This is a genomic window from Natronoarchaeum sp. GCM10025703, assembly GCF_042661985.1.
Lineage (GTDB): Archaea > Halobacteriota > Halobacteria > Halobacteriales > Natronoarchaeaceae > Natranaeroarchaeum.
Window position 1 is genome coordinate 809,958 of sequence record NZ_JBHSZF010000001.1, and the last position, 20,789, is coordinate 830,746.

General features: G+C 63.4%; 18 protein-coding genes and 7 pseudogenes. 22 read left to right on the forward strand and 3 right to left on the reverse strand.

Going from position 1 to position 20,789, the window contains the following annotated elements; all coding sequences use genetic code 11:
* Window position 1: 1 nt before the first annotated feature.
* From rplX to ACFQH2_RS04600, 14 genes and pseudogenes are all read left to right on the forward strand, one after another.
* Window positions 2–358, forward strand: coding sequence for a 50S ribosomal protein L24 (rplX, locus tag ACFQH2_RS04535; protein WP_377051365.1), 357 nt, complete (start codon window positions 2–4; stop codon window positions 356–358).
* A pseudogene (locus ACFQH2_RS04540) lies at window positions 355–1,100 on the forward strand (30S ribosomal protein S4e). The gene rplX and the pseudogene ACFQH2_RS04540 overlap by 4 nt, the downstream one beginning before the upstream one ends.
* Window positions 1,093–1,617, forward strand: coding sequence for a 50S ribosomal protein L5 (locus ACFQH2_RS04545; RefSeq protein ID WP_377051369.1), 525 nt, complete (start codon window positions 1,093–1,095; stop codon window positions 1,615–1,617). Before ACFQH2_RS04540 ends, ACFQH2_RS04545 begins: the two are co-directional and overlap by 8 nt.
* Window positions 1,614–1,789 (forward strand): annotated as a pseudogene (locus ACFQH2_RS04550) (30S ribosomal protein S14). Before ACFQH2_RS04545 ends, ACFQH2_RS04550 begins: the two are co-directional and overlap by 4 nt.
* 1 nt (window position 1,790) lies before the next feature.
* Window positions 1,791–2,183 (forward strand): 30S ribosomal protein S8, encoded by a 393-nt coding sequence (locus ACFQH2_RS04555; protein WP_377051373.1) that lies wholly within the window; start codon window positions 1,791–1,793, stop codon window positions 2,181–2,183.
* A complete protein-coding gene (locus tag ACFQH2_RS04560) occupies window positions 2,183–2,719 on the forward strand; it encodes a 50S ribosomal protein L6 (protein ID WP_377051375.1) in 537 nt (178 codons plus the stop codon). Before ACFQH2_RS04555 ends, ACFQH2_RS04560 begins: the two co-directional genes overlap by 1 nt.
* A 3-nt stretch (window positions 2,720–2,722) precedes the next feature.
* Entirely contained in the window at window positions 2,723–3,427 is a 705-nt protein-coding gene (locus ACFQH2_RS04565) for a 50S ribosomal protein L32e (protein WP_377051377.1), read from the forward strand.
* On the forward strand, window positions 3,424–3,894 hold the full coding sequence (locus ACFQH2_RS04570) for a 50S ribosomal protein L19e (protein WP_377051380.1): 471 nt from the start codon (window positions 3,424–3,426) through the stop codon (window positions 3,892–3,894). The genes ACFQH2_RS04565 and ACFQH2_RS04570 overlap by 4 nt, the downstream gene beginning before the upstream one ends.
* Window positions 3,894–4,445, forward strand: a complete 552-nt coding sequence (locus tag ACFQH2_RS04575; protein ID WP_377051382.1) for a 50S ribosomal protein L18 — start codon at window positions 3,894–3,896, stop codon at window positions 4,443–4,445. The genes ACFQH2_RS04570 and ACFQH2_RS04575 overlap by 1 nt, the downstream gene beginning before the upstream one ends.
* Window positions 4,442–5,089 carry a 30S ribosomal protein S5 gene (locus ACFQH2_RS04580; RefSeq protein ID WP_377051384.1) on the forward strand — a complete coding sequence of 216 codons (648 nt, stop codon included), beginning with the start codon at window positions 4,442–4,444 and terminating at the stop codon, window positions 5,087–5,089. Before ACFQH2_RS04575 ends, ACFQH2_RS04580 begins: the two co-directional genes overlap by 4 nt.
* Window positions 5,086–5,552: pseudogene (gene rpmD, locus ACFQH2_RS04585) on the forward strand (50S ribosomal protein L30). Before ACFQH2_RS04580 ends, rpmD begins: the two are co-directional and overlap by 4 nt.
* Before the next feature lie 4 nt (window positions 5,553–5,556).
* Window positions 5,557–6,054 carry an uL15m family ribosomal protein gene (locus ACFQH2_RS04590; RefSeq protein ID WP_377051388.1) on the forward strand — a complete coding sequence of 166 codons (498 nt, stop codon included), beginning with the start codon at window positions 5,557–5,559 and terminating at the stop codon, window positions 6,052–6,054.
* A gap of 3 nt (window positions 6,055–6,057) precedes the next feature.
* Window positions 6,058–7,515 carry a preprotein translocase subunit SecY gene (gene secY / locus ACFQH2_RS04595; RefSeq protein ID WP_377051390.1) on the forward strand — a complete coding sequence of 486 codons (1,458 nt, stop codon included), beginning with the start codon at window positions 6,058–6,060 and terminating at the stop codon, window positions 7,513–7,515.
* Window positions 7,516–7,690: 175 nt separating this feature from the next.
* Window positions 7,691–9,108: pseudogene (locus tag ACFQH2_RS04600) on the forward strand (aryl-sulfate sulfotransferase).
* Window positions 9,109–9,147: 39 nt separating this feature from the next.
* On the opposite strand, the pseudogene ACFQH2_RS04605 reads toward ACFQH2_RS04600, so the two are convergent.
* Together ACFQH2_RS04605 and ACFQH2_RS04610 are read right to left on the reverse strand one after the other, a co-directional pair.
* Window positions 9,148–9,667, reverse strand: a pseudogene (locus ACFQH2_RS04605) (DedA family protein).
* A 73-nt stretch (window positions 9,668–9,740) separates the two neighbouring features.
* On the reverse strand, window positions 9,741–10,226 hold the full coding sequence (locus ACFQH2_RS04610) for a metal-dependent hydrolase (RefSeq protein ID WP_377051396.1): 486 nt from the start codon (window positions 10,224–10,226) through the stop codon (window positions 9,741–9,743).
* Window positions 10,227–10,386: 160 nt separating this feature from the next.
* Here ACFQH2_RS04610 and ACFQH2_RS04615 point away from each other — a divergent pair.
* The 3 genes and pseudogenes from ACFQH2_RS04615 to ACFQH2_RS04625 all read left to right on the forward strand — a co-directional run bounded on the left by ACFQH2_RS04615 (window position 10,387) and on the right by ACFQH2_RS04625 (window position 13,765).
* Window positions 10,387–11,947: pseudogene (locus ACFQH2_RS04615) on the forward strand (sulfatase).
* 287 nt (window positions 11,948–12,234) lie between these two features.
* Window positions 12,235–13,002 carry an Lrp/AsnC family transcriptional regulator gene (locus ACFQH2_RS04620; RefSeq protein ID WP_377051400.1) on the forward strand — a complete coding sequence of 256 codons (768 nt, stop codon included), beginning with the start codon at window positions 12,235–12,237 and terminating at the stop codon, window positions 13,000–13,002.
* 55 nt (window positions 13,003–13,057) lie between these two features.
* On the forward strand, window positions 13,058–13,765 hold the full coding sequence (locus ACFQH2_RS04625; RefSeq protein WP_377051402.1) for a universal stress protein: 708 nt from the start codon (window positions 13,058–13,060) through the stop codon (window positions 13,763–13,765).
* Window positions 13,766–14,256: 491 nt separating this feature from the next.
* On the opposite strand, the gene ACFQH2_RS04630 is transcribed toward ACFQH2_RS04625, so the two are convergent.
* A complete protein-coding gene (locus ACFQH2_RS04630) occupies window positions 14,257–15,639 on the reverse strand; it encodes an APC family permease (protein ID WP_377051404.1) in 1,383 nt (460 codons plus the stop codon).
* A gap of 184 nt (window positions 15,640–15,823) precedes the next feature.
* Here ACFQH2_RS04630 and ACFQH2_RS04635 point away from each other — a divergent pair, with 184 nt between their 5' ends.
* From ACFQH2_RS04635 to ACFQH2_RS04655, 5 genes and pseudogenes are all read left to right on the forward strand, one after another.
* Window positions 15,824–16,519 (forward strand): hypothetical protein, encoded by a 696-nt coding sequence (locus ACFQH2_RS04635; RefSeq protein ID WP_377051406.1) that lies wholly within the window; start codon window positions 15,824–15,826, stop codon window positions 16,517–16,519.
* A 112-nt stretch (window positions 16,520–16,631) separates the two neighbouring features.
* Window positions 16,632–17,912, forward strand: a complete 1,281-nt coding sequence (locus ACFQH2_RS04640) for a ribonuclease H-like domain-containing protein (RefSeq protein WP_377076491.1) — start codon at window positions 16,632–16,634, stop codon at window positions 17,910–17,912.
* A complete protein-coding gene (locus tag ACFQH2_RS04645) occupies window positions 17,870–18,127 on the forward strand; it encodes a ribonuclease H-like domain-containing protein (RefSeq protein ID WP_377076492.1) in 258 nt (85 codons plus the stop codon). The genes ACFQH2_RS04640 and ACFQH2_RS04645 overlap by 43 nt, the downstream gene beginning before the upstream one ends.
* A 1-nt stretch (window position 18,128) precedes the next feature.
* Window positions 18,129–19,363, forward strand: a pseudogene (locus tag ACFQH2_RS04650) (DEAD/DEAH box helicase); the annotation flags it as partial.
* A 285-nt stretch (window positions 19,364–19,648) separates the two neighbouring features.
* The gene (locus ACFQH2_RS04655) at window positions 19,649–20,788 is read left to right on the forward strand and encodes a Zn-binding domain-containing protein (protein ID WP_377076967.1); all 1,140 of its coding nucleotides are present in this window, start codon (window positions 19,649–19,651) and stop codon (window positions 20,786–20,788) included.
* Window position 20,789: the final 1 nt, after the last annotated feature.

Sequence of the window (20,789 nt, forward strand, 5' to 3'; positions counted from 1 at the left end):
CATGTCACGACAACCACGCAAACAACGAAAGGAAACGGAGAACGCCTCCCTGCACGAACAGCACAAGTTCGTGCATACGACGCTCTCTTCGGAGCTCCGCGAGGAGTACGACACCCGACGCGTCCGCGTCAACGCGGGCGACACCGTCGAGGTCATGCGAGGCGATTTCGCTGGCGAAGAAGGCGAAGTCGTTCACGTCGACCTCAAAGATTCCGTCGTACACGTCGAGGACGTCACGGTCGAAACCGCTGACGGCGAAGAGGTTCCGCGGCCGCTGGACGCCAGCAACCTGCGGGTCATCGACCTCGACCTCTCCGACGACCGTCGCGAGGAGCGTCTCCAGGGTGATACCCAATGACGAACCACCAGAAACGACTATCTGCACCGAACTCCTGGCCGGTCGAACGCAAGACGGAGAAGTTCACGGTCAAGGCCGACGACGGACCGCACGGCGACGCGGGCGTTCCGCTCGTCGTCCTGCTCCGCGACGTGCTCGGCTACGCCGACTCCAAGAAGGAGGTACGGTACGCGCTCGAATCAGGGAACGTCCGCATCAACGGCGACGAGATACGCGATTACCGCCGTCCCGTCGGGATGTTCGACATCCTCGAGTTCTCCGAGCGCGAAGAGTACTACCGCGTCTTCCCCGACGAGGAGGCCGCCTCGCACTCACCGGGATCGACGCCGACGCCGCGGGCAGCAAGCTCGGCAAGATCGTCGGCAAGCGCCAGGTCGCTGGCGGCGAGACGCAGATCAACCTCCACGACGGGCAGAACGTGCTCGTCGAGGACGCGAGCGACTACAGCGGGGACGACTCGCTGGTCGTCGACAACGAGACTGACGAGATCGTCGCACACTTCCCGTACGTGGAAGGTGCACTCGTGACCGCTGTCAGCGGACAGCACGCCGGCGACATCGGCGAGGTCGAATCGATCGAAGTGACGCCCGGCAGCGGCGACAACCGCGTCGTCGTCGAGGGCGTCGCCGGAAGCGACGCCTTCGAGACGATCGAAGAGTACGTCGTCGTCATCGACGAGAACTTCGTTGAGGGCGGACTGGAAGACGAATCGGCTGACGAAGAGGTGGACGACGATGAGTGAAGCCGAAGCCGACTTCCACGAGATGCGCGAGCCACAGGTCGAGAAGGTCGTCGTCCACATGGGCGTCGGGCAGGGTGGCCGCGAACTCGCCAACGCCGAGGAGATCCTCGAAACGGTCACCGGACACCAGAGCGTCCGGACGCAGGCCAAAGCGACCAAACCCGAGTTCGGGATCCGCCAGGGCGATCCGATCGGTACGAAGGTCACCCTTCGCGCCGACGATGCCCACGAGTTCCTGGAGACCGCGCTGCCGCTCGCCGATATCTCGGCGACGCAGTTCGACGATACCGGGAACTTCAGTTTCGGGATCGAAGAACACACCGACTTCCCGAGCCAGGAGTACGATCCGAGCATCGGGATCTTCGGACTTGACGTCACGGTCAATCTCGTGCGTCCCGGCTACCGCGTCGCCCAGCGAAAGAAGGCGACCCGGTCGATCCCCTCGAACCACCGACTCGACCCCGACGATGCAGTCGCGTTCGTCGGGTCGACCTTCGACGTGGAGGTAGAACAATGAGCGAAAGTGACAACGAGCAGACGGGCGAGCACGCCACGAAGCGCACCGGCCAGCTGAGGAGTGCCAGCGCTGTGGCCGCAAGCAAGGTCTCGTCGGGAAGTACAACATCTGGCTGTGCCGACAGTGCTTCCGAGAGATTGCCCGAGATATGGGATTCAGGAAGTACCGATAATATGACGGCAAACGATCCGCTCAGTAACGCCCTCTCGGGGATCAGTAACGCCGAGAGTGTGGGTCATCTTACCCACGAGGTATCGCCCGCCTCGAACGAGATCGGTCAGGTGCTCGAGGTCTTCTACGACCGCGGGTACGTCGACGGCTTCGAGTTCGTCGACGACGGCCGATCCGGACAGTTCGAGGTCGAATTAAAAGGTGCCATCAACGAGTGTGGCCCCGTCAAGCCCCGCTATGCGGCGGGCGCTGACGAGTTCGAGAAGTGGGAGAAGCGGTTCCTCCCCGCTCGGGACTACGGGACGCTCGTTGTTACGACCAGTCACGGCATCATGAGCCACTACGAGGCCCGCGATCAGGGCATCGGTGGTCAGGTCATCGCGTACGTGTACTAATGACGAGAGTAGCAATCGAACTACCGGACGAAGTCAGCGCAGAGGTCGACCACCTCGAACTGACAATCGAAGGACCGAACGGCAGCGTCACACGACGCCTCTGGTACCCCGACGTGACCGTCGAGGTAGCAGACGACGAAGTCGTCATCGAGACTGACGCCGAGGACGCGAACACGCTCTCGACGGTTGGCACGTTTGAAAGCCACGTCGAGAACATGGTTCACGGCGTGCAGGACGGCTGGGAGTACAACATGGAGGTCTTCTACTCTCACTTCCCGATGCAGGTTCGGGTCGAAGACGGCGACGTCGTCATCGAGAACTTCCTCGGCGAGAAAGCGCCCCGACGAACGTCGATTCACGGGGACACCGAGGTCGACGTCGACGAAGAACTCGTGACGATCAGCGGCCCCGACAAGGAGGCCGTGGGTCAGACAGCTGCCGATATCGAACAGCTAACCCGGGTTTCGGGGAAGGACGTTCGCGTCTTCCAGGACGGCGTCTACATCACCCAGAAGCCCAGCAAAGGAGGTGCCTGATAGATGGCAGACGAACTCGAAGAACTCGAAGACATCAGCGGTGTCGGCGCGAGTAAAGCCGAAGCGCTGCGCGAATTCGGTATCACGTCCATCGAGGACGTCAAAGGCGCCAGTCAGGACGACCTGTCGGAAGTCGACGGGATCGGTAACGCGCTCGCTGCGCGTATCAAAGCTGACGTTGGCGACCTCGAAGTCGACGAGGAGGCCGAAGCGGAGGCCGAAATCGAAGACGAAGAGGCCGAAGAAGAAGTCGAGGAGGACGTCGAGACGGAGCTCCAGCCCCGCGGGCTGGCCGACAAGACGCCCGACCTCAGCGACGAAGAAGCGCGCCTGATCGCCGAGCGACGGTCGGCGAGCAAGCCCGCGTTCAAGTCGCAGGACTACCACAAGAAAAAGCGGATTCCCGAATCCTGGCGCGAGCCACGCGGCGCACTCTCGAAGCAGCGCCGCGGCATCAAGGGCAAGGGCGCATCGGTCGAGGCGGGCTACCGCTCGCCGGAAGCCGTTCGCGGAAAGCATCCGAGCGGTTTCGAGGAAGTCCGCATCCACAACGCGGACGGCCTCGAAGGCGTCGACGGTGACCACGAGGCAGTCCGTATCGCCTCGACGGTCGGCGCTCGCAAGCGCGAGCGTATCGAAGACCTTGCAGAGGAACAGGGCGTTCGCGTCCTGAACCCCACCTACGTCGAAGTGGAGGTCGAGCAATGACGGACCTGAAAGCACAGAAACGGCTCGCAGCGGACGTCCTCGACGTCGGACAGAACCGCGTCTGGTTCGACCCCGAGGCCCAGGACGAACTCGTCGACGCGATTACGCGCGACGACATCCGCGAACTCGTCGAACAGGGCACCATCACGGCAAAAGAGAAGAAAGGCAACTCCCGCGGCCGCGCTCGCGAACGCGCGGACAAGCGCGCCTACGGCCACCAGAAGGGCCCGGGCAAGCGAAAAGGGAAAGCCGGTGCTCGAGAGAACCAGAAAGACGAGTGGGCGGCGAAGGTTCGAGCCCAGCGACAGCTGCTCCGCGATCTCCGCGACGACGGGACCATCGACCCCGGTCAGTACCGGGAGCTGTACAACAAGTCCCGCGGTGGCGAGTTCCGCGACGTAGCGCGACTGGTGAACTACATCGAAAACAACTACGGCGTCGACGTCGACGCCGAAGGTGATCAGTAATGGCAACTGGACCACGATACAAGGTGCCGATGCGGCGCCGCCGTGAAGTTCGGACCGATTACCATCAGAGGTTGCGCCTACTCAAATCCGGCAAACCACGTCTGGTCGCTCGAAAGAGCAACAAACACGTGACGGCGCAGCTGATCGTTCCGGGTACTGACGGCGACGAGACGATTGCGAGCGCACACTCCAGCGATCTGGCCGAGTACGGCTGGGAAGCCCCAACGGGCAACCTCCCTGCGGCGTACTTGACTGGACTGCTCGCTGGCCAACGCGCGCTTGCGAACGACACCGAGCAAGCGGTGCTCGACATCGGCCTTAATACGGCGACAGAAGAGAGTAAAGTATTCGCAGTGCAGGAAGGAGCGATCGACGCGGGCATCGAAATCCCGCACAACGACAGCGTCCTTCCGGACTGGGAGCGTGACCGCGGCGAGCATATCGCCGAGTACGCCGAACAGCTCGACGAGCCGCTGTACAGCGGCGAGTTCGACGCCACAGACCTACCCGAGCACTTCGATACGGTGCGAGAGGAGATCCTCGAACAATGAGCGGAAACAACTACAATGGCGGCTGGGAGCCGGTAACCCGGCTCGGTCGAAAGGTACAGGAGGGCGACATCGACACGATGGAAGACGCCCTCAACTCCGGACTCCCGCTGAAGGAGGCCGAAGTCGTCGACCAGCTCCTCCCGGGGCTGGAAGACGAAGTACTCGACATCAACATGGTGCAGCGGATGACTGACTCGGGTCGCCGAGTCAAGTTCCGCTGTGTCGTCGCAATCGGTAACCGCGACGGCTACGTCGGCTACGCCGAAGGGCGCGACGACCAGGTCGGTGCAGCGATCCAGAAGGCGATCGACATCGCCAAACTGAACATCATCGACGTGCCCCGCGGCAGCGGCTCCTGGGAGGACCGCGCCGGTGGGAACCACTCGCTCGCCCGCAAGGCAACTGGCAAGGCAGGCAGCGTGAAAGTCGAAGTCAAGCCCGCACCGAAAGGGCTCGGCCTCGCCGCAGCGGAGACGCCGCGGAAGGTCCTGGAGCTCGCCGGTGTGGAGGACGCCTGGACGAAGAGCCACGGCAACACCCGGACGACGGTGAACTTCGCGAAAGCGACCTACAACGCACTGCGTAACGCAGCCGAGTCGCGCGTGCCGGAGTACACCCGAGAACAGCGTGAGGTAGTCGAATGACGCAAGCGATCATCCAACTCCGCGGTGAGGTCAACATGAACGGCGACGTGCGAGACACCATGGAGATGCTGAATCTCCACGGCGTCAACCACTGTACGCTCGTTCCCGAGACCGACACCTACCGCGGCATGATCACGAAGGTCCACGACCACGTCGCACACGGCGAGCCGAGCCACGACGTCGTCGAGGAGCTAATCCGTCTCCGCGCCGAGCCCCTCGAAGGCAGCGCGGACATCGACGACGAGTGGGTGGCGGACAACACCGACTACGACGACGTGACGGCACTCACCGAGGCGCTACTGGACGAGGAGACGAAGCTGCGAGACGAGGGCCTCTCACCGGTCCTCCGTCTGCACCCCCACGCGGTGGTCACGAGGGCATCAAGCACCCGACCAAAGAGGGCGGCCAGCTCGGAAAACACGACAGCGAGGAGCTCGACGCACTCCTCACCGCAATGCGATAGAACAATGACTAGTAAGAAACGACGTCAGCGCGGCTCGCGTACCCACAGCGGCGGTTCTCACAAGAACCGACGCGGAGCCGGCCACCGCGGCGGCCGGGGCGCAGCCGGGCGTGACAAACACGAGTTCCACAACTACGAACCGCTCGGCAAGCACGGCTTCACACCGCCGGAATCGACGCAGGACGAGATCCTGACGATCGACGTCCAGAAGCTCGACGAGGACGCCACGCTGTTCGTGGCCGACGACGTCGCCGAGGAAGTCGACGGCGGCTACCGTATCGACGTCCGCGATATCGTCGAGGACGGCTACGAAGTCGACGCGGTCAAGGTACTGGGAGGCGGACAGGTTCGGAATCAGCTCGAAATCGTTGCTGACGCCTTCTCCGCGAGCGCTCGCGCGCTCATCGAGGAGGAGGGTGGCGACGCAGTCCTCTCGGAACGCGGAGAGGAAGACGAGGACGAACCACAAGACGTATCCCAGACTGACGAAGACGGGGAATAAGACATGGGATGGAAGGAGGCTGCTGAACCGGTCCTAACGCGGATGCCGACAGTCCGCAGACCGACTAGCCACGTGCCGTTCAAGCGAAAGCTACTGTGGTCCGGCGGAGTACTGATGCTGTACTTCTTCCTGACGAACATCGTGCTGTGGGGTCTTCCTCGGGGAGGAGAAGGAGCCGACGCGTTCGGCCAGTTCGGATCCATTCTCGCTGTCCAGCAGGGCACCCTGATGCAGGTCGGGATCGCCCCGATCGTCACTGCGAGTATCGTCTTGCAGCTACTCGGCGGCGCGAATCTGCTCGGACTGGATACGGACGACCCGCGGGATCAGGTGCTCTATCAGGGGCTCCAGAAACTGCTGGTCGTCGTGATGACGGTGCTGATGGCGATCCCGCTCGTCTGGGCAGGGTTCCTTCAGGCCAGTCCGGAAGTCGCTAACGCGATCGGGGTCCCGCTGGAAGGTGTGCGCGCACTGCTGTTCGCGCAGATCGTCCTCGGCGGCATCCTCATCCTATACATGGACGAGATCGTCTCCAAGTGGGGCGTCGGTAGCGGTGTTGGCCTGTTCATTATTGCAGGCGTCAGCCAGAAGCTCGTCGCCGGGTTCCTCAGCCCCGGTTCAGGCGGCTTCATTCCGACGTGGATCAACATCGCGCTCGGCCGTGAGGGGCCGACCGGTTCGCTGATCGGCGGCGACGGTCTCAACTTCCTGATCTTCGGTCAGGGACAGATCCTCGCGCTGCTCACGACACTGCTGATCTTTGGGATCGTCGTGTACGCAGAGAGCGTTCGGGTCGAGATCCCGCTGAGTCACAGTCGCGTCAAGGGCGCGCGTGGACGCTTCCCCGTGAAGCTCATCTACGCCAGCGTCCTGCCGATGATCCTCGTTCGGGCGCTGCAGGCGAACCTGCAGTTCGTCGGACGGATCATCGACCGGACGGCGAGTATGCCGGCGTGGCTCGGGGTCTACGACGCTAACGGACAGCCCGTACAGGGGTTCTTCTACTACGTCGCCCCCATCTACAGCCCGGAAGACTGGATGTGGTGGACGGAGGCCGTCGCACAGGCTCCCGCAAACATCATGATCCGCGTGGGCGTCGACCTGTTCGTGATGATCGTCGGCGGGGCGATCTTCGCGATCTTCTGGGTCGAAACCACGGACATGGGCCCGGAATCGACCGCGAAACAGATCCAGAACTCCGGGATGCAGATCCCCGGGTTCCGCCAGAACGTGGGCGTCGTCGAGAAGGTCATGGAGCGGTACATCCCGCAAGTGACCGTTATCGGCGGTGCACTCGTCGGAATCCTTGCGGTCGGCGCGAACATGCTCGGCACCATCGGTGAAGTCACCGGAACGGGGCTGCTGCTGACGGTCTCTATCACGTACAAACTGTACGAGGAGATCGCCGAGGAGCAACTCATGGAGATGCACCCGATGATGCGGAACATGTTCGGGAAGTAAGCGAGCAGTCCGCAACACCATTTCTTGCGCGGAATACCGCCGAGAGCCACGGACGATCAGCAGTGCGTACGCACGACGAACGGAGTCGGCCGGCAGCGAGTACCCCGTGCCGACACAAAGGACTAATAGATATCCTCCGGAAGCAAAACCCAATGGTCCCACAGAGCCTCGTCCCATACCTGAGGGTGGACTACCCGTGATCGACCGCGTGCGCCGGGCGACGAACCGCCTCCGCTCGGGACTCACACGAAACCGACTCCGGATCCTCTTTTCCGTCCTACTGGTGCTCTCTGTCGGGGTCGTCGCCGCCGCGGCGGTCTCGACTGACCTCTCGACGGGCTCGGAGACCGCCGTACCGACCGCACCGGAGACGGACGATTACACCGTTATCACCGAGTCGGGCCGGGCCGGAACGATCACCGTCTACGCACCCGACGGTGAGGTCGCGTACTACAACAACTCACGGACGAAGTATTTCGATGCCGACCCGGTCGAAGGCGACCCGATGACTGTCGAATACACGGCGACCGACACGATTCACAGCGAGGGGCCGACCTGTAGCGACCCGCCGTGTGCCCGGAACGTACTGGAGCGTGTCGACGTCGAGACCGGTGAGGTCGACGTGATCTACGAGCGCTACGATTACAAGGAGACCGCTGGCGAGTGGCACGATTCGGCACGGATCGACGACACCCGCGTCGTCATTGCCGACATCGTCGCGGATCAGGTCTTCATCGTGAACACCGAGACGGAGGTCGTCGAGTGGCTCTGGGATGCACAGAGCGAGTTCCCCGTCGAACGGGGCGGACCGTATCCGGAAGACTGGGCCCACATCAACGACGTCGAGTATATCGAGGAGGGTGAAAACGAGGGCCGAATCATGGCCAGCCTTCGGAATCAGGATCAGGTCGTCTTCCTCGACCCCGACGAGGGACTCGTCGAGGAGTGGACGCTCGGCGAGGAGGACAACTACGACATCCAGTACGAACAGCACAACCCCGATTACATTCCCGAGTCACAGGGCGGACCCGCAGTTCTCGTTGCCGACTCCGAGAACGGCCGGGTCCAGGAGTTCCAGCGCGAGGGAGACGAGTGGACGCGAACCTGGCAGTGGGCGGACGACCGGATCCAGTGGCCGCGTGATGCCGACCGGCTACCCAATGGACACACGTTGATCTCCGATTCGCACGGCAACCGCGTCTTCGAGGTCGACCAGTCGGGCGAGATCGTCTGGTCGGTCGGATCGACGCTTCCCTACGAGGCTGAGCGACTCGAAAGCGGCGCGGAAAGCGAGGGGGACAGAGCGCGGCCGAACTCGGACTCGAATCACGAACCGTCGACGCCGATGCCGCCGAAAGCGGCGGGGGTGTCGATCCGTTTGGATTTCTCGACAACATCGTTCAGGAACTCCTCCCACATCGGGTCTACAACGGTCTCCTGTTTGCGACACCGATCTGGGTCGGTTCGATGGAGTTCACCGCCATCGGCGTCGGCCTCCTTATCGGGATGACGTGGCTCGGTCTGGAGATCAGGTGGCGACTGCGCGATGCCGGCATCCGGTTTCGCCATCCCATCACTCGGCGTGACCGGTAGCCCGAACCTCTCGCCTGCCTCCCGGCGATCTCCATGCGCTCACATCACCATGTCGCTACCCAGCAGATAAAGTCCGGTGAGGATCGACTGATACGACAGCGTTCCGATCGCCGACAGGGTGACAAACGATCGCAGTTGCATATCCGACAGTCCGGCAGGAACTGTGAGCACCCCCGGACGAACAGCAGTGTATTGCTTCCCGCGACGGCGAGTGGCCCCCACCGATCGAACCAGCTGTCGAACCGATCGAGTCGAGCGCCAGTGAGCGGGAACCAGCGTTTTTGTAGGAGATACTCCCGTCCTGCATGGCGGATGAGGAAAAACAGGATCGTCTGTCCGATAGTCGTCCCGACGACGGTGATCGTTAGTATCACGGTGATATCGGCGATAGACGTGCCGACCAGCGCGAGTGCCGTCGGGGCAATGAGTTCGCTCGGCATGAACCGGAGCAACATCGTCCCTTCGAGGATGCAGATCCCTAACAACACGGCGAGCGCGAGATCAGACGTCAAGAGCGACTCTGCCACGTCGGAGCGTGACCCAGTTGCAATGGGATCATTGGCAGTTGGCAAACCGGTACTGACATACTCGTTTTCGGTTCCTCACGTGGATCGCTCCGTGCCGATGCACGACTACAACACCCCCGAGAGCTGGTAACTCGTCAGGGCAAGCGATGTGAGCAACAGTACAACACCGACGAACAAAACCGTTCGATTGACTCGCCTGTTCTTCGACTTGAACCAGTCGAGTGTAACGTGTCGCCGCGAGAGCGGTGCGAGCGGACGGAGTCCCATCGGCGTCACTACGTCACCAGCGAGGTGGGCGAGGATGCTGCTGGCCCCGATGGCGAAGCCCAGTACCGACGCGAGCGCTCCACCGACGAGAGCCGTCATCACGATACCGGTAAGGGCCCCGACGAGCAGAGCGAACCAGATCGTGTGAGTCCCTCCGCGATGCCGAAGCCGCGGAAGCGGCTGATCGAGGTCAGGGATGTTCGCCAGGCCGACCGTGAGTGCGGCCCCGAAAAGCGCCACTTCGAGCGACCAGTGTCGGCTCACCGTCGGCACGACGAGCGCGTACAGCGCCGCGTTGAGGCCGATGTGGCCTCCCCGATACATGATTCAATCGCGTATTCGGGCCTCCGTTTCGGACGCGCATGAACCGTTCGGTCAGTCCAGGTAGTAAGTTCATCTTACCCCGAACGTACGCATCGACACGCAACCGAGCGCTGCTCACCGGCACCCCTCATTTTTGAGTGATGCTGAGGTACTACTCGTAATGGACGCGGCCGCTCAGTCGAACGTCCTCCTCGTGATTCTCGACACGGTCCGAAAAGACGCTCTCGAACCGTATGGCTCCACCAGAGGGACGACACCACACCTGTCGGGATTCGCCGACGAGGCGACGGTCTTCGAGTCGGCCGTCGCCCCTGCACCGTGGACGCTACCGGTCCACGCGTCGCTGTTTACCGGCCTCTATCCGAGCGAACACGGGGCGGACCAGGAGAGTCCGTATCTCGACGAAACGACCAGTCTGGCGTCGACCCTCTCGGCGGCGGGCTACGACACGGCCTGTTACTCCTCGAACGCGTGGATCACTCCCTATACGGGCCTCACCGACGGCTTCGACGCGCAGGATTCCTTTTTCGAGGTCCTACCCGGCGACCTGCTCTCGGGGCCGCTGGCCACCGCGTGGCAATCGATCAATGACAGCGAGTATCTCCGGCGACTGGCGTCGGCAATCGTCAGAGTCGGCGCGATGATCCACGCCAAACTGGCCAGCGGAGAGCGCGCGGACTCGAAGACACCGACGGTGATCGATCGGACGAAACGGTTTATCGACGAGAGCGATGAGGGCTGGTTCGCGTTCATCAATCTGATGGATGCGCACCTGCCGTACTACCCCCGAGGAGTACCGCGAGGAGTTCGCACCCGATGTCGATCCCGGCGATGTCTGCCAGAACTCCAAAGAGTACAACGCCGGTGCCCGCGACATCGACGACGAGGAGTGGAACGCGATCCGGCGGCTCTACGACGCCACAATCGCGCATATGGACGCCGAACTCGGACGGCTATTCGACTGGCTCCGCGAGACTGGACGATGGGACGAGACGACAGTCGTCGTCGCGGCCGACCACGGCGAACTGCACGGCGAACACGACCTGTACGGCCACGAGTTCGCGCTCTACGAGCAGTTGATCAACGTTCCGCTGCTGGTGAAACATCCGGCGCTCGACGCCGACCGACGGGACGACCTCGTCGAGTTGCTCGACTGTTATCACTCGATCATGCACGCGCTGGGCGTCGACCCGGACGACGGAGACGTGGGCGAGGAGGCAAACCCGGTACCGCTCGACCGGACCCGCTCGCTCCTCTCGGAGCGATATCGCGACTTCGGGGCAAGCGACGATCCGGATCCCGGACAGCGCGCAGTCCGCAAGAGCGACGGCGACTACGGCTTCGTCGAGTACGCCCAGCCAGTAATCGAACTCCATCACCTCGAAGAGAAAGCCAGCGAGGCGGGTATCGACCTCCCAGAGTCTCATCGAGCCTATTCACGATTCCGTGCCGCACGGCGTCCCGACGCGAAATACGTTCGCGCGGATCGCATCCCCGACGAGGCCTATCGCCTCGACGAATATCCGAAAGAAGAGTTGCCGGTTTATCCGGCGGACGACGCGGTCGTCGCCGAAACTGAACGGGCACTAGCACGCTTCGAGGAGGCCGTCGGCGGGGCCTGGAACGAGGCGGCCGAATCTGACGCCACTGGGCGAGACGCGCTCGCCGAGGCCGACGAGGTGACCCGCGACCGATTGCGCGAACTCGGCTATCTCGAGTGACGACGGGCGTTACCCCTTATCGAGGACCGACCGATGGGGTGCCCCCGGCCAGTTTCTCGGGAGTCATAGCTGTGACGCCTTCCAAACCCGTGTAGGACAAGCCATATTACGTTCTGGTAGCTACGTTATGATATGATTTCACAGGGTGTTTTCGCCGACGATCAGCCCCACAGAAACACTGTGGCTCGGCGTTTCTCCGACCGACCGAGCGCGCTGTCTCGACGATGGCGAGTGGATCTCCGGCGGGCAGTTCGCCGTCTCTCGGTCTCCCAGCGACGTGATCTGTCATGACCCACCGACTCGACGAAATCGACCATCAGATACTCCACGCGCTGATGACGGACGCACGGAACACGTCCGCACCGATGATCGCGGAGGATCTGAACGTCTCCGCCGGAACGATCCGTAACCGGATCGAGCGCCTCGAAGAAGAGGACGTGATACGCGGCTACACGGCGATCATCGACTTCGAGCAGGCTGGCGGCCGACTCACGTCGGTCTTTATGTGTACGGTGCCGGCCGACGAACGGGAACGGCTGGCACTGGCCGCGCGGTCGATTCCGGGTGTCATCAATGTGCGAGTGCTGATGGCGGGCCGACGTGATCTTCAGGTAGTCGCCGTCGGCGAAAAGACGAGCGACCTGCGGAAGATAGCCCGTTCGCTCTCGGGACTCGACATCCAGATCGAGGACGAGGAGCTACTACAGACGGAACTTCACACGCCGTACACCGGGTTCTTGCCCGAAGGCGATCAAGAGTCGGCCGTCACCGATACGGTTACACTGGCCGACGGGATGTCCGTCGTCGAAGTGTGTGTCACCGAGGATGCACCGATCGTGGGACTGTCGCCGGTCGAAGCCCAGGAAGCGGGTGTGCTCTCTCCGGAGACGGTGGTGATCTCTGTCGAGCGCGAGGGGTCGGTTATTCATCCCCCCGACGAGACGACGCTCCAGCCAAACGACGTCGTGACCGTCCTGCCGACCGAGGAAGCCGACAGTAACGGGCCGCTGGCACCATTCCTCGCCGACGATACGACGAATCCGTCGCCATCATAAACCGTCCCGACGTCGTAAGCCCCTCGTTTTTCACGTTCGAGTCCGAAGTATCGCTATGGTTGATACGATTCTCGTACCGCTCGAACTTCCGGATCCGGAACCGCTGTCGCCCGTATTGATCGAGGACCTCTCGTCGCTGAACGTCGTGGTACTGGGCCACTACGGCCTCCCTGAACAGACGCCGGCCCGGTCGGCGAGCGAACAGTTCGGCGAGGAGGCACAGGAGACGCTCGACGAGATAGCCGAGCAGTTCGCCGAGGCGGGGGCATCCGTCCGGACGCGGTTGGTGTTCGGGAAAGACCGAGCGACGGCGATCGAACAGGTAGCCGAGGAGGAGGGCTGCGTCGCCGAACTCGATCCCGCTCCGACCGACGACATCCGTCGGATCCTCGTCCCGATCCCCGCCGCCGCCGAGGTTACCCGACTTCCCAAGTTCATCAGTCTCCTTAGCGAGGACTCGACACAGCAGATCACGCTGTTTCACGTCGTCGAGAGTGATGGGAGCCGTGAGGAGGCCGAGGAACTCGTCACAGAGATCCGCGACCAACTGATCGATGCCGGGTTCGATCCGAGCGAGGTCGACACGCGCGTCGTCGAGGGGCAAGAACACGACGACGAGATCCTTCGGGTGGCCGACGAGTACGACGCGGTCGTGATGTACGAGGCCGAATCGCGACTTGGCGACCGTCTATTCGGCTCGCTTCCGGATCGGATCGCCAACGAGACTCGCGATCCGGTGATCGTCGTTCGCCGCGACTACTGACTGAGTAGGACTCCTCTCGTGAAGTACCTCGGGGTCAAGCCCCGGGGCTTCGCCGTCTTGGACTGCCCTGCACCCGCAGGCGAATTTAATTCCCCTCGACCTTCCCCGTGAGGGGTCGGCTGGAAGTAACACCCGAACACGCCGATGTGTCCGTGAGGGTCTGTCGCTCCACCACGACACGACAACTCCCGTCTCACCGCCAGTAGCGGGTTTTGAGAGGAGTCGCATTTCCAGCAACCGAACGGCCAGCAAAGGAATTGAGGTCTTCAATTCCATACTTTGAGGGGTTGTTTCTGGCCGTTGTCTGTGTGTTATAGTTCGGAATAGTTATAATTATGGCATATCGTGACGGCATTCACCCTCGGGGGCAAGCCCCGAGGCACTCTGCCTGTTTTCTCTGTAGAAACTACTGAGCGGGAACCGTTCGGAAAACTGCCGACCTGTGTGAATACGACCGCCCTGCGAGTGTCGTCCTCGCTTTCTGAAGGCGATTACTCCGACTCGGGAACGACTGTCGCCCCTTCTTCGTCTCCGCGACGCCGCTGAATGATCGTTCCGATCGCTCCCGTCCTGTCAGTGCGGGATCGACCGTAGGCGAAGTAGATCACGACACCGGCGCTCGTGATCCCGACAGTACCGAGTATCGGGACCAGCCCCATCTGCGTGAGGAGGCCGAGTCCGGCCAGGATTCCGAAGATCTGCACGAACGGATAGCCCGGGGCGACGAACTCGGGGTCGTACGAGGGCAGGTCCGCTTCGCGGAACGCAATCAGTGCAAAGTTCGAAATCGAGAAGACGAGGATCTGGAACGCGCTCGCCAGTTTTGCCAGTTCGATCACCGGCACGAACGCGATCAGCAAGAACAGCACCGTCCCCGTGAGCAACACGGAGTTCCGCGGCGTCTTGAACCGCTCGTCGATCCGTTCTAGCTGTGGCGGAAGCAGTTTGTCACGACTCATAGCGAGCGGGAACCGTGAAGACGAAAGCACGCCGGCGTTGGCCATGCTGATGAGGGCCACCACTGCGATCACGGAGATGATGACAACGCCGAAGCCGCCGAACAATGCGTCCGCCCCCTCTGCCAGCGGTGTCAGCGATGCGCTTCCGCCGGGACCGCCGTGTTTCAGCACCTCGGGGTCGGCCAGTGCGATGATTGCGGCTACGACAAGTACGTAGATGACCGTCATTATCGCCATTGATCCCAGCATCGCTCGGGGCAGGTTCTTTCCAGGATCTTTCACTTCTTCAGCGACGGCAGCAATCTTGGTCACGCCTGCGAAGGAGACGAAGACGAACGCCGCTGCGGTGATGATGCCGCCGCCGCCATCGGGGAAGAACGGCGTGAAAGCGGACGTATCGCCGACCAGCCCGCCGTTGAGCGTATACGCTGTAAGACCGACAACGACGAGGCTGACGATGACCGCCTGCACCCGGCCGCTCAGTTTCGTCCCCGAAATGTTGAGGATGATGACCAGCGCGGCCAGAGCGAGCGCGATGAACTGAACCGCCCCTTGTGAGATCGGTGCGAACAACAGGAGATACGCGCCGAGTCCAACGAGCGCAAACGAACTCTTGAACGCTAGCGAGAACCAGGCACCGATTCCCGCGATAGTACCGAACAGCGGCCCGAGCGCTCGGTCGATGTAGAGATACGTCCCGCCTGACTCGGGCATCGCCGTTGCCATCTCCGATTTCGATAGTGCGGCTGGCAGTACGATGATTGCCGACAACACGTACGCAAGAATAACGGCTGGCCCGGCTTTCTTGTATCCAAGCGCCGGAAGGACGAAGATCCCACTCCCGATCATCGCCCCCATACTAATCATCATCGTCGAATAAAGTCCCAGACTCCGATCCAGATCGTGTCCCACCATGTGCTCACCCTCACTTAATATACCCGATCTTATATTTATTTCGGATTCCTGAATAACGGGGTATCCAAACTACTTATAACTCAGGGCAGTGTAGTTGGGAGTGACAGGTGACACGATGGCAACGACACACACACGAAACTACAGTCGAATCGGCCGATCGGTCCCCGCGGGGTTTATAGGGCTTATGGGAGCGCTCCTCGGTGCATTAGCGATCGGCTTTCTGCTAACCCATCGAGAATCGGCGGTCTGGTGGCAGGTCGAACTGATCGTCGTGGCAGCCGTGTCCTTCGCAATAGTGTTCGGCGCGTACCGACTGGCAGGGAGTTCCTACGACACGACCGATCTGTGGGTTATCCTCGCCTGGAGCGTGGCCGGCATCGTCGGTGCGGATCTGATCGGCGGTGGGCTCTACCTGCATCAGCTTACCGAACAGGTCAACCTCGCCGATCCGGCGTTCTTCTTCGAGTATCTGTCACTGCTCGGCCTAGCAATCGGACTCGCGTTCGGTATCAGCCGCCGCTCGCGGATCCGCCGCGAACTCGAGGGCGTCTTCGACGAGGAGCCTGCGGATCCCGACGCGATTCGCTCGCTCCTGGCACTGCTCGGCGGTGATGGTCGAACGCTCCGCCGGCGCTGGGATGTCGCTGCGGCTATCGCCGATACGACGACGCTTGCACTCCCGATTCCCGTGCTCGCTCACCGCCTTGCCGACAAGGAGACGGCCGCGTTCCCTGACGATGACGCGGAGGTCGAGACGCTCCTGTACGAGGAGATACTCCCGACGCTCACCGAGAACGGCGTCGTCGACGTCGACTACGAAACGGAAACGGTGGAGTACGTCGGCCCCACGGCAGCGGTCGAACACCTCGCGACACCGTGACTGAGGCGAACCATCCAGCACCGACCGATCGGTGCTGATCGGGCATCCGTCCGAGCGACGACCGGCCTGTCGTCCGCAGGTTTATTTTCTCTCCGGCCCCTCTCCGAGTCCAATGGCCGGCGATTCCTCGTTCGATCTCCTTTCGATTCCTGCCCACGCGGGACATCGTCTCTCTCGAACCGCCATCGAGGACGCGCTGGCGTACTTCGATTCCGACGCGGTCTGTCTGCCCGGCGAGTTCGATCCGGAACTGTACGGCGGCGTTCGCAAGGTCGCTACGGTTCCGGTGATCGCTCCGCGGGCCGGGACGGGCCACGTCGGACACCACAGACGCACCCCGGAGGGCGAAGTCGTCGATCAAGCGGCGGTCGACCCGACGACTGCGACCCACGAACTCGTTTCAGTCCGCGAGAGGAGCGTCCTCTCCGAGATCGACGAGATCCTGCCGAACGGCGAGGACGCCGCCGAGGACTTGCCGACGGTGCTCGTCGTCCCGGATCTCGCCGTCCAGCACGATCCGACGACGCTGACGGCGCGGTTGCCCCACCTCGATGCGCTGGCCGAGATCCGAAACGTCCTGTCGGGCCCGCTGATCGTGCTCGCAGGACGCCAGCCCGCGAACTACCACCATCCCTGGGACACTGGCGGCGGAGAGCCAGTGACGGTCCACGGAATGGGCGGCGGCGCGGACGGATCGCGACTCACGTTGCTCTCCTGTACGGCGAGCGGCGCGGTCGCCGGGGAGTCAGTCGACGCCGACAGTTTCGGCCTCCGGGCGATCCACGGCGTCGGCGCGAAGACGGAAGCCAGCCTGCACCAGCAGGGGATCACGACGCGCTCCGGACTCGCCGAGACGCCGGTCGCTACGCTCGCCGATCTGTCCGGCGTCGGCCGCGACTCCGCGGAACGGATGCACGCCCACGCCGAAGTCATCGAGACGGGCGATCCCCTGCGACTCACCAACGTGTCGCTCCCGGCCCTGCGGAACGGCCGGCAGCCGATCTGTCTCGACATCGAGACCGACGGCCTCTCGCCGACGGTCGTCTGGCAGTTCGGCATCTACGACCCGGAGACCGACGAGTACACTGCCTTCATCGAGGACGAAACGCCGAGCGAGCCGGGCCGGAACGTCCGGCAGTTCTGCGATCACCTGTTCGCCAGCCACGCCGAGCGGACGATACTGACGTGGAACGGCGACGGCTTCGATTACCCTGTGATCGAACAGTTCGTGCGCCAGCACGCCCCGGAGTACGTCGAGGCGTGGCAGGATCTCTGGAAACACGACCTGTACTCGTGGGGGTGCGGGACGGGAACGCGCTCCTCCCCGGCCGGACGAACAAACTCGACGACGTGGCGCGGGCCCTCGGCTACGCGGGCGGCGAGACGGGACTAACTGGCGCACAGACCGCCGCGGCCTACCAGCGGTTCATGCGCGCACCCGCCGACCCGGCCGCGGAACCCGACTGGACGCGTCACGAGCGCTACTGCGAGGACGACTGCCGGGCGCTCTGGCACGTCTGGCAGGCAATCGAGGACGCCAGACGCCGCGACCCGAGCGACAGTGCGACCGATTCGGGCGGCCAGCAGACCGGACTCACGGATTTCTGATATGACTCACCACTCCACTATCGACGTCGAGCGCCTGATTGCGACGTTCCCGCGCGAGGGCGTCTGGCTCGATTCCGACTCGATCACGTACCGGCCGCTTCCGGCACGCGAGGCCGACACCGTCCCGTCCGGCGAGGTGTTGCGCCCGACGCTCGCCGAGCGCTACCCCTTCGAGCCGTTTCGCCATCAGGCCGACGCGCTAAACGCGCTCGACAGGGACGAGAACGTCACCGTCGCCACGTCGACCTCCTCCGGCAAGACCGACGTGTACGCCCTCCAGATCGCCCGGAACCTCCTCGATGCGGGCGTGCTCGCGCCGGACGGCTCCCGGACCGGCGACGCCGACGCGACCGCGCTGTGTATCTATCCGACGAAGGCGCTCGCGGGCGATCAGCGCGAGAGTCTGGCCGACCGCTACGACGAGATGGGACTCGACGTCCGCGTCGCGCGCTACGACGGCGATACCCCCAGAGCGAGCGCCGGGAGATCAGAGAGCGCGCGGACGTGATCCTGACGAATCCGATGGGCGTGAGTACGTATCTCCACGATCACGACCGCTGGAGCCGCTTTTACTCGGGTCTGGACCTCGTGGTTCTCGACGAGTCCCACACCCACACCGGCGTCCAGGGAATGCACGTCGCGTGGATCCTCCGACGGCTCCGCCGGGTCGTGTCCCACTGGGGCGGCGATCCGCAGTACGTCCTGACGTCGGCGACCATCGGCAACCCCGAGGAGCATTCCGAGGAACTGCTCGACGAGCCAGTGACAGTCGTCGACGAGGACGGATCGCCACGCGGCCCTCGTGATCTGTTGCTGTGGAACCCACCGCCGTCGGGGAGCGAGCAGGAGCAAGGAACCTTCGCGGCGGACGACCCGCCGGCCGCACCGGGCGTCGACGGCGGCATCACCTCGCGGGTGCCCGCCTCGGTCGATGCGCCACGGCTCTGGAACCATCTCACCTACCATGGGATCGGCTCGCTACTCTTCTGTCCGAGCCGAAAGCTCACCGAAATCGCGGTCAGGCGCGCGGCGGAACACCGCTCCGAGCATCCGGGCTACTACCGGGCCACGAACGGGCCGCTTCCCTCGCTCGAAGCCTACAACGCGGGGATGGGCCGGATCACGCGTCAGGAGCGCGAATCCTCGTTCAAGAACGGGTCGCTCGCCGGGCTAGCGACGACCTCCGCGCTGGAACTCGGCATCGACATCGGTGACCTCGACGGCGTGGTCTTGCTGGGCTATCCCGGCCAGCGCCAGCAGTTCTGGCAGCGGATCGGCCGTGCAGGGCGGGGTGGCTCCCGGAGCGTGGGCGTCCTCGTCGCCGACCACCGCACGCTCGACCAGTACGTCGTCGACAACCCCGAGTATCTGCTCGATACCGACGTCGAGGACGCCGTCGTCGACACCGACAACGACGCCGTCTTCGCCCAGCACCTGCTCTGTGCGGCCGACGAAATCGCGCTCGACGAGGCGGATATCGGGCGCTTCGCCAGCGAGGAGCGACTCCGCTCGGGCGTCGAGATGTGGCGACGCGCTGGCCGCCTCACGGGCTATCTCGACGCTGTGGTCCACTACGCCGGCGCGCGCCGCCCTCAGACCGAGGTGAGCATCTACGGCACCGGCGGCGACGAGTACGAACTCCGACTGACTGACGACGTCGATGAGGCCGCAGTCGGCGACTTCGACGCCGAGAACGTCGCGCGAAACCGCGCCTTCCGCGACTACCACGAGGGGGCGGTACGGCTATTCGACGGCCAGCAGTTCGAGGTGACGGCGATCCACGACGACCGGCCCCAGCCAGTCGTCGAACTCGAACCGGTCGACCGGGAGTACTACACGCGGACGCTTTCCGACGTGAACGTCGTCGACGCCGAGTCGGAGCGCTCGCGCGAGGTCAACGGCTTCACGCTGCATTTCGGCACTGGAACCGTGCTCGTCCATCACCACTCCTACGATCAGGTGTACGTCGAGTCGAACGAGCCAAAAGAGCGGCTGCTTCCGACCGACCGCCCGCCGATCAGGATGGAGACCCAACTCTGCTGGGTCGAGGTGTCCGAGGACGTCGAGCGCGGCCTGCTCGAAACGTACCGGGAGTACGGGACAGAGACGGGTGTCGACGCCGAGCGCGCGGGTGCGCCCCAGATCGGCTACGTTGCTGGCCTCCACGCCGCCGAACACGCGATGATCAAGACCGCACCGCTGGAGCTACTCGTCGATCAGGGTGATCTGGGCGGCCTCTCGACGCTCGTCCTTGATAGCCACTACGCCAGCCCCGAGCACGACGAACTCGGTGCGACCGCGGAGCGTTCGCTTGACGCCGTCGAGGCCGTTATCGCGGATCGTGCCGAGGGCTCTACCGGCACCGCCTCGGGCTGGTTCATCTACGATGGCGTCGAGGGCGGGATCGGCTTTGCCCGCGCTATCTACGAGGAGTTCGAGACGCTCGCCGCGCACGCACGCGATCAACTCCGCAACTGCGAGTGCGGCCGTCCCGACGGCTGTCCGGCCTGCACGTACTCGGAGAACTGCGGGAACGACAACGCCCCACTGCTTCGTGAATCCGCCATCGACGTCTTCGAGCACCTCATCGGCGACCGGACGCGGGCCGACCTCCCTGATGGCGAGGAGTCCGAGCGGCGGCCGGCGCTGTTTTACGCGTGAT

What these genes read in the sequence shown, in the direction of transcription:
- ACFQH2_RS04545 (WP_377051369.1), top strand. Translation starts at nt 1,093, where the DNA reads ATGAGTGAAGCCGAAGCCGACTTCCACGAGATGCGCGAGCCACAGGTC.
- rplX (WP_377051365.1), top strand. Translation starts at nt 2, where the DNA reads ATGTCACGACAACCACGCAAACAACGAAAGGAAACGGAGAACGCCTCC.
- ACFQH2_RS04635 (WP_377051406.1), top strand. Translation starts at nt 15,824, where the DNA reads ATGGGAGCGCTCCTCGGTGCATTAGCGATCGGCTTTCTGCTAACCCAT.
- ACFQH2_RS04610 (WP_377051396.1), bottom strand. Translation starts at nt 10,226, where the DNA reads ATGTATCGGGGAGGCCACATCGGCCTCAACGCGGCGCTGTACGCGCTC.
- ACFQH2_RS04630 (WP_377051404.1), bottom strand. Translation starts at nt 15,639, where the DNA reads ATGGTGGGACACGATCTGGATCGGAGTCTGGGACTTTATTCGACGATG.
- secY (WP_377051390.1), top strand. Translation starts at nt 6,058, where the DNA reads ATGGGATGGAAGGAGGCTGCTGAACCGGTCCTAACGCGGATGCCGACA.
- ACFQH2_RS04620 (WP_377051400.1), top strand. Translation starts at nt 12,235, where the DNA reads ATGACCCACCGACTCGACGAAATCGACCATCAGATACTCCACGCGCTG.
- ACFQH2_RS04570 (WP_377051380.1), top strand. Translation starts at nt 3,424, where the DNA reads ATGACGGACCTGAAAGCACAGAAACGGCTCGCAGCGGACGTCCTCGAC.
- ACFQH2_RS04655 (WP_377076967.1), top strand. Translation starts at nt 19,649, where the DNA reads ATGTGGCGACGCGCTGGCCGCCTCACGGGCTATCTCGACGCTGTGGTC.
- ACFQH2_RS04560 (WP_377051375.1), top strand. Translation starts at nt 2,183, where the DNA reads ATGACGAGAGTAGCAATCGAACTACCGGACGAAGTCAGCGCAGAGGTC.
- ACFQH2_RS04565 (WP_377051377.1), top strand. Translation starts at nt 2,723, where the DNA reads ATGGCAGACGAACTCGAAGAACTCGAAGACATCAGCGGTGTCGGCGCG.
- ACFQH2_RS04575 (WP_377051382.1), top strand. Translation starts at nt 3,894, where the DNA reads ATGGCAACTGGACCACGATACAAGGTGCCGATGCGGCGCCGCCGTGAA.
- ACFQH2_RS04625 (WP_377051402.1), top strand. Translation starts at nt 13,058, where the DNA reads ATGGTTGATACGATTCTCGTACCGCTCGAACTTCCGGATCCGGAACCG.
- ACFQH2_RS04555 (WP_377051373.1), top strand. Translation starts at nt 1,791, where the DNA reads ATGACGGCAAACGATCCGCTCAGTAACGCCCTCTCGGGGATCAGTAAC.
- ACFQH2_RS04580 (WP_377051384.1), top strand. Translation starts at nt 4,442, where the DNA reads ATGAGCGGAAACAACTACAATGGCGGCTGGGAGCCGGTAACCCGGCTC.
- ACFQH2_RS04640 (WP_377076491.1), top strand. Translation starts at nt 16,632, where the DNA reads ATGGCCGGCGATTCCTCGTTCGATCTCCTTTCGATTCCTGCCCACGCG.
- ACFQH2_RS04590 (WP_377051388.1), top strand. Translation starts at nt 5,557, where the DNA reads ATGACTAGTAAGAAACGACGTCAGCGCGGCTCGCGTACCCACAGCGGC.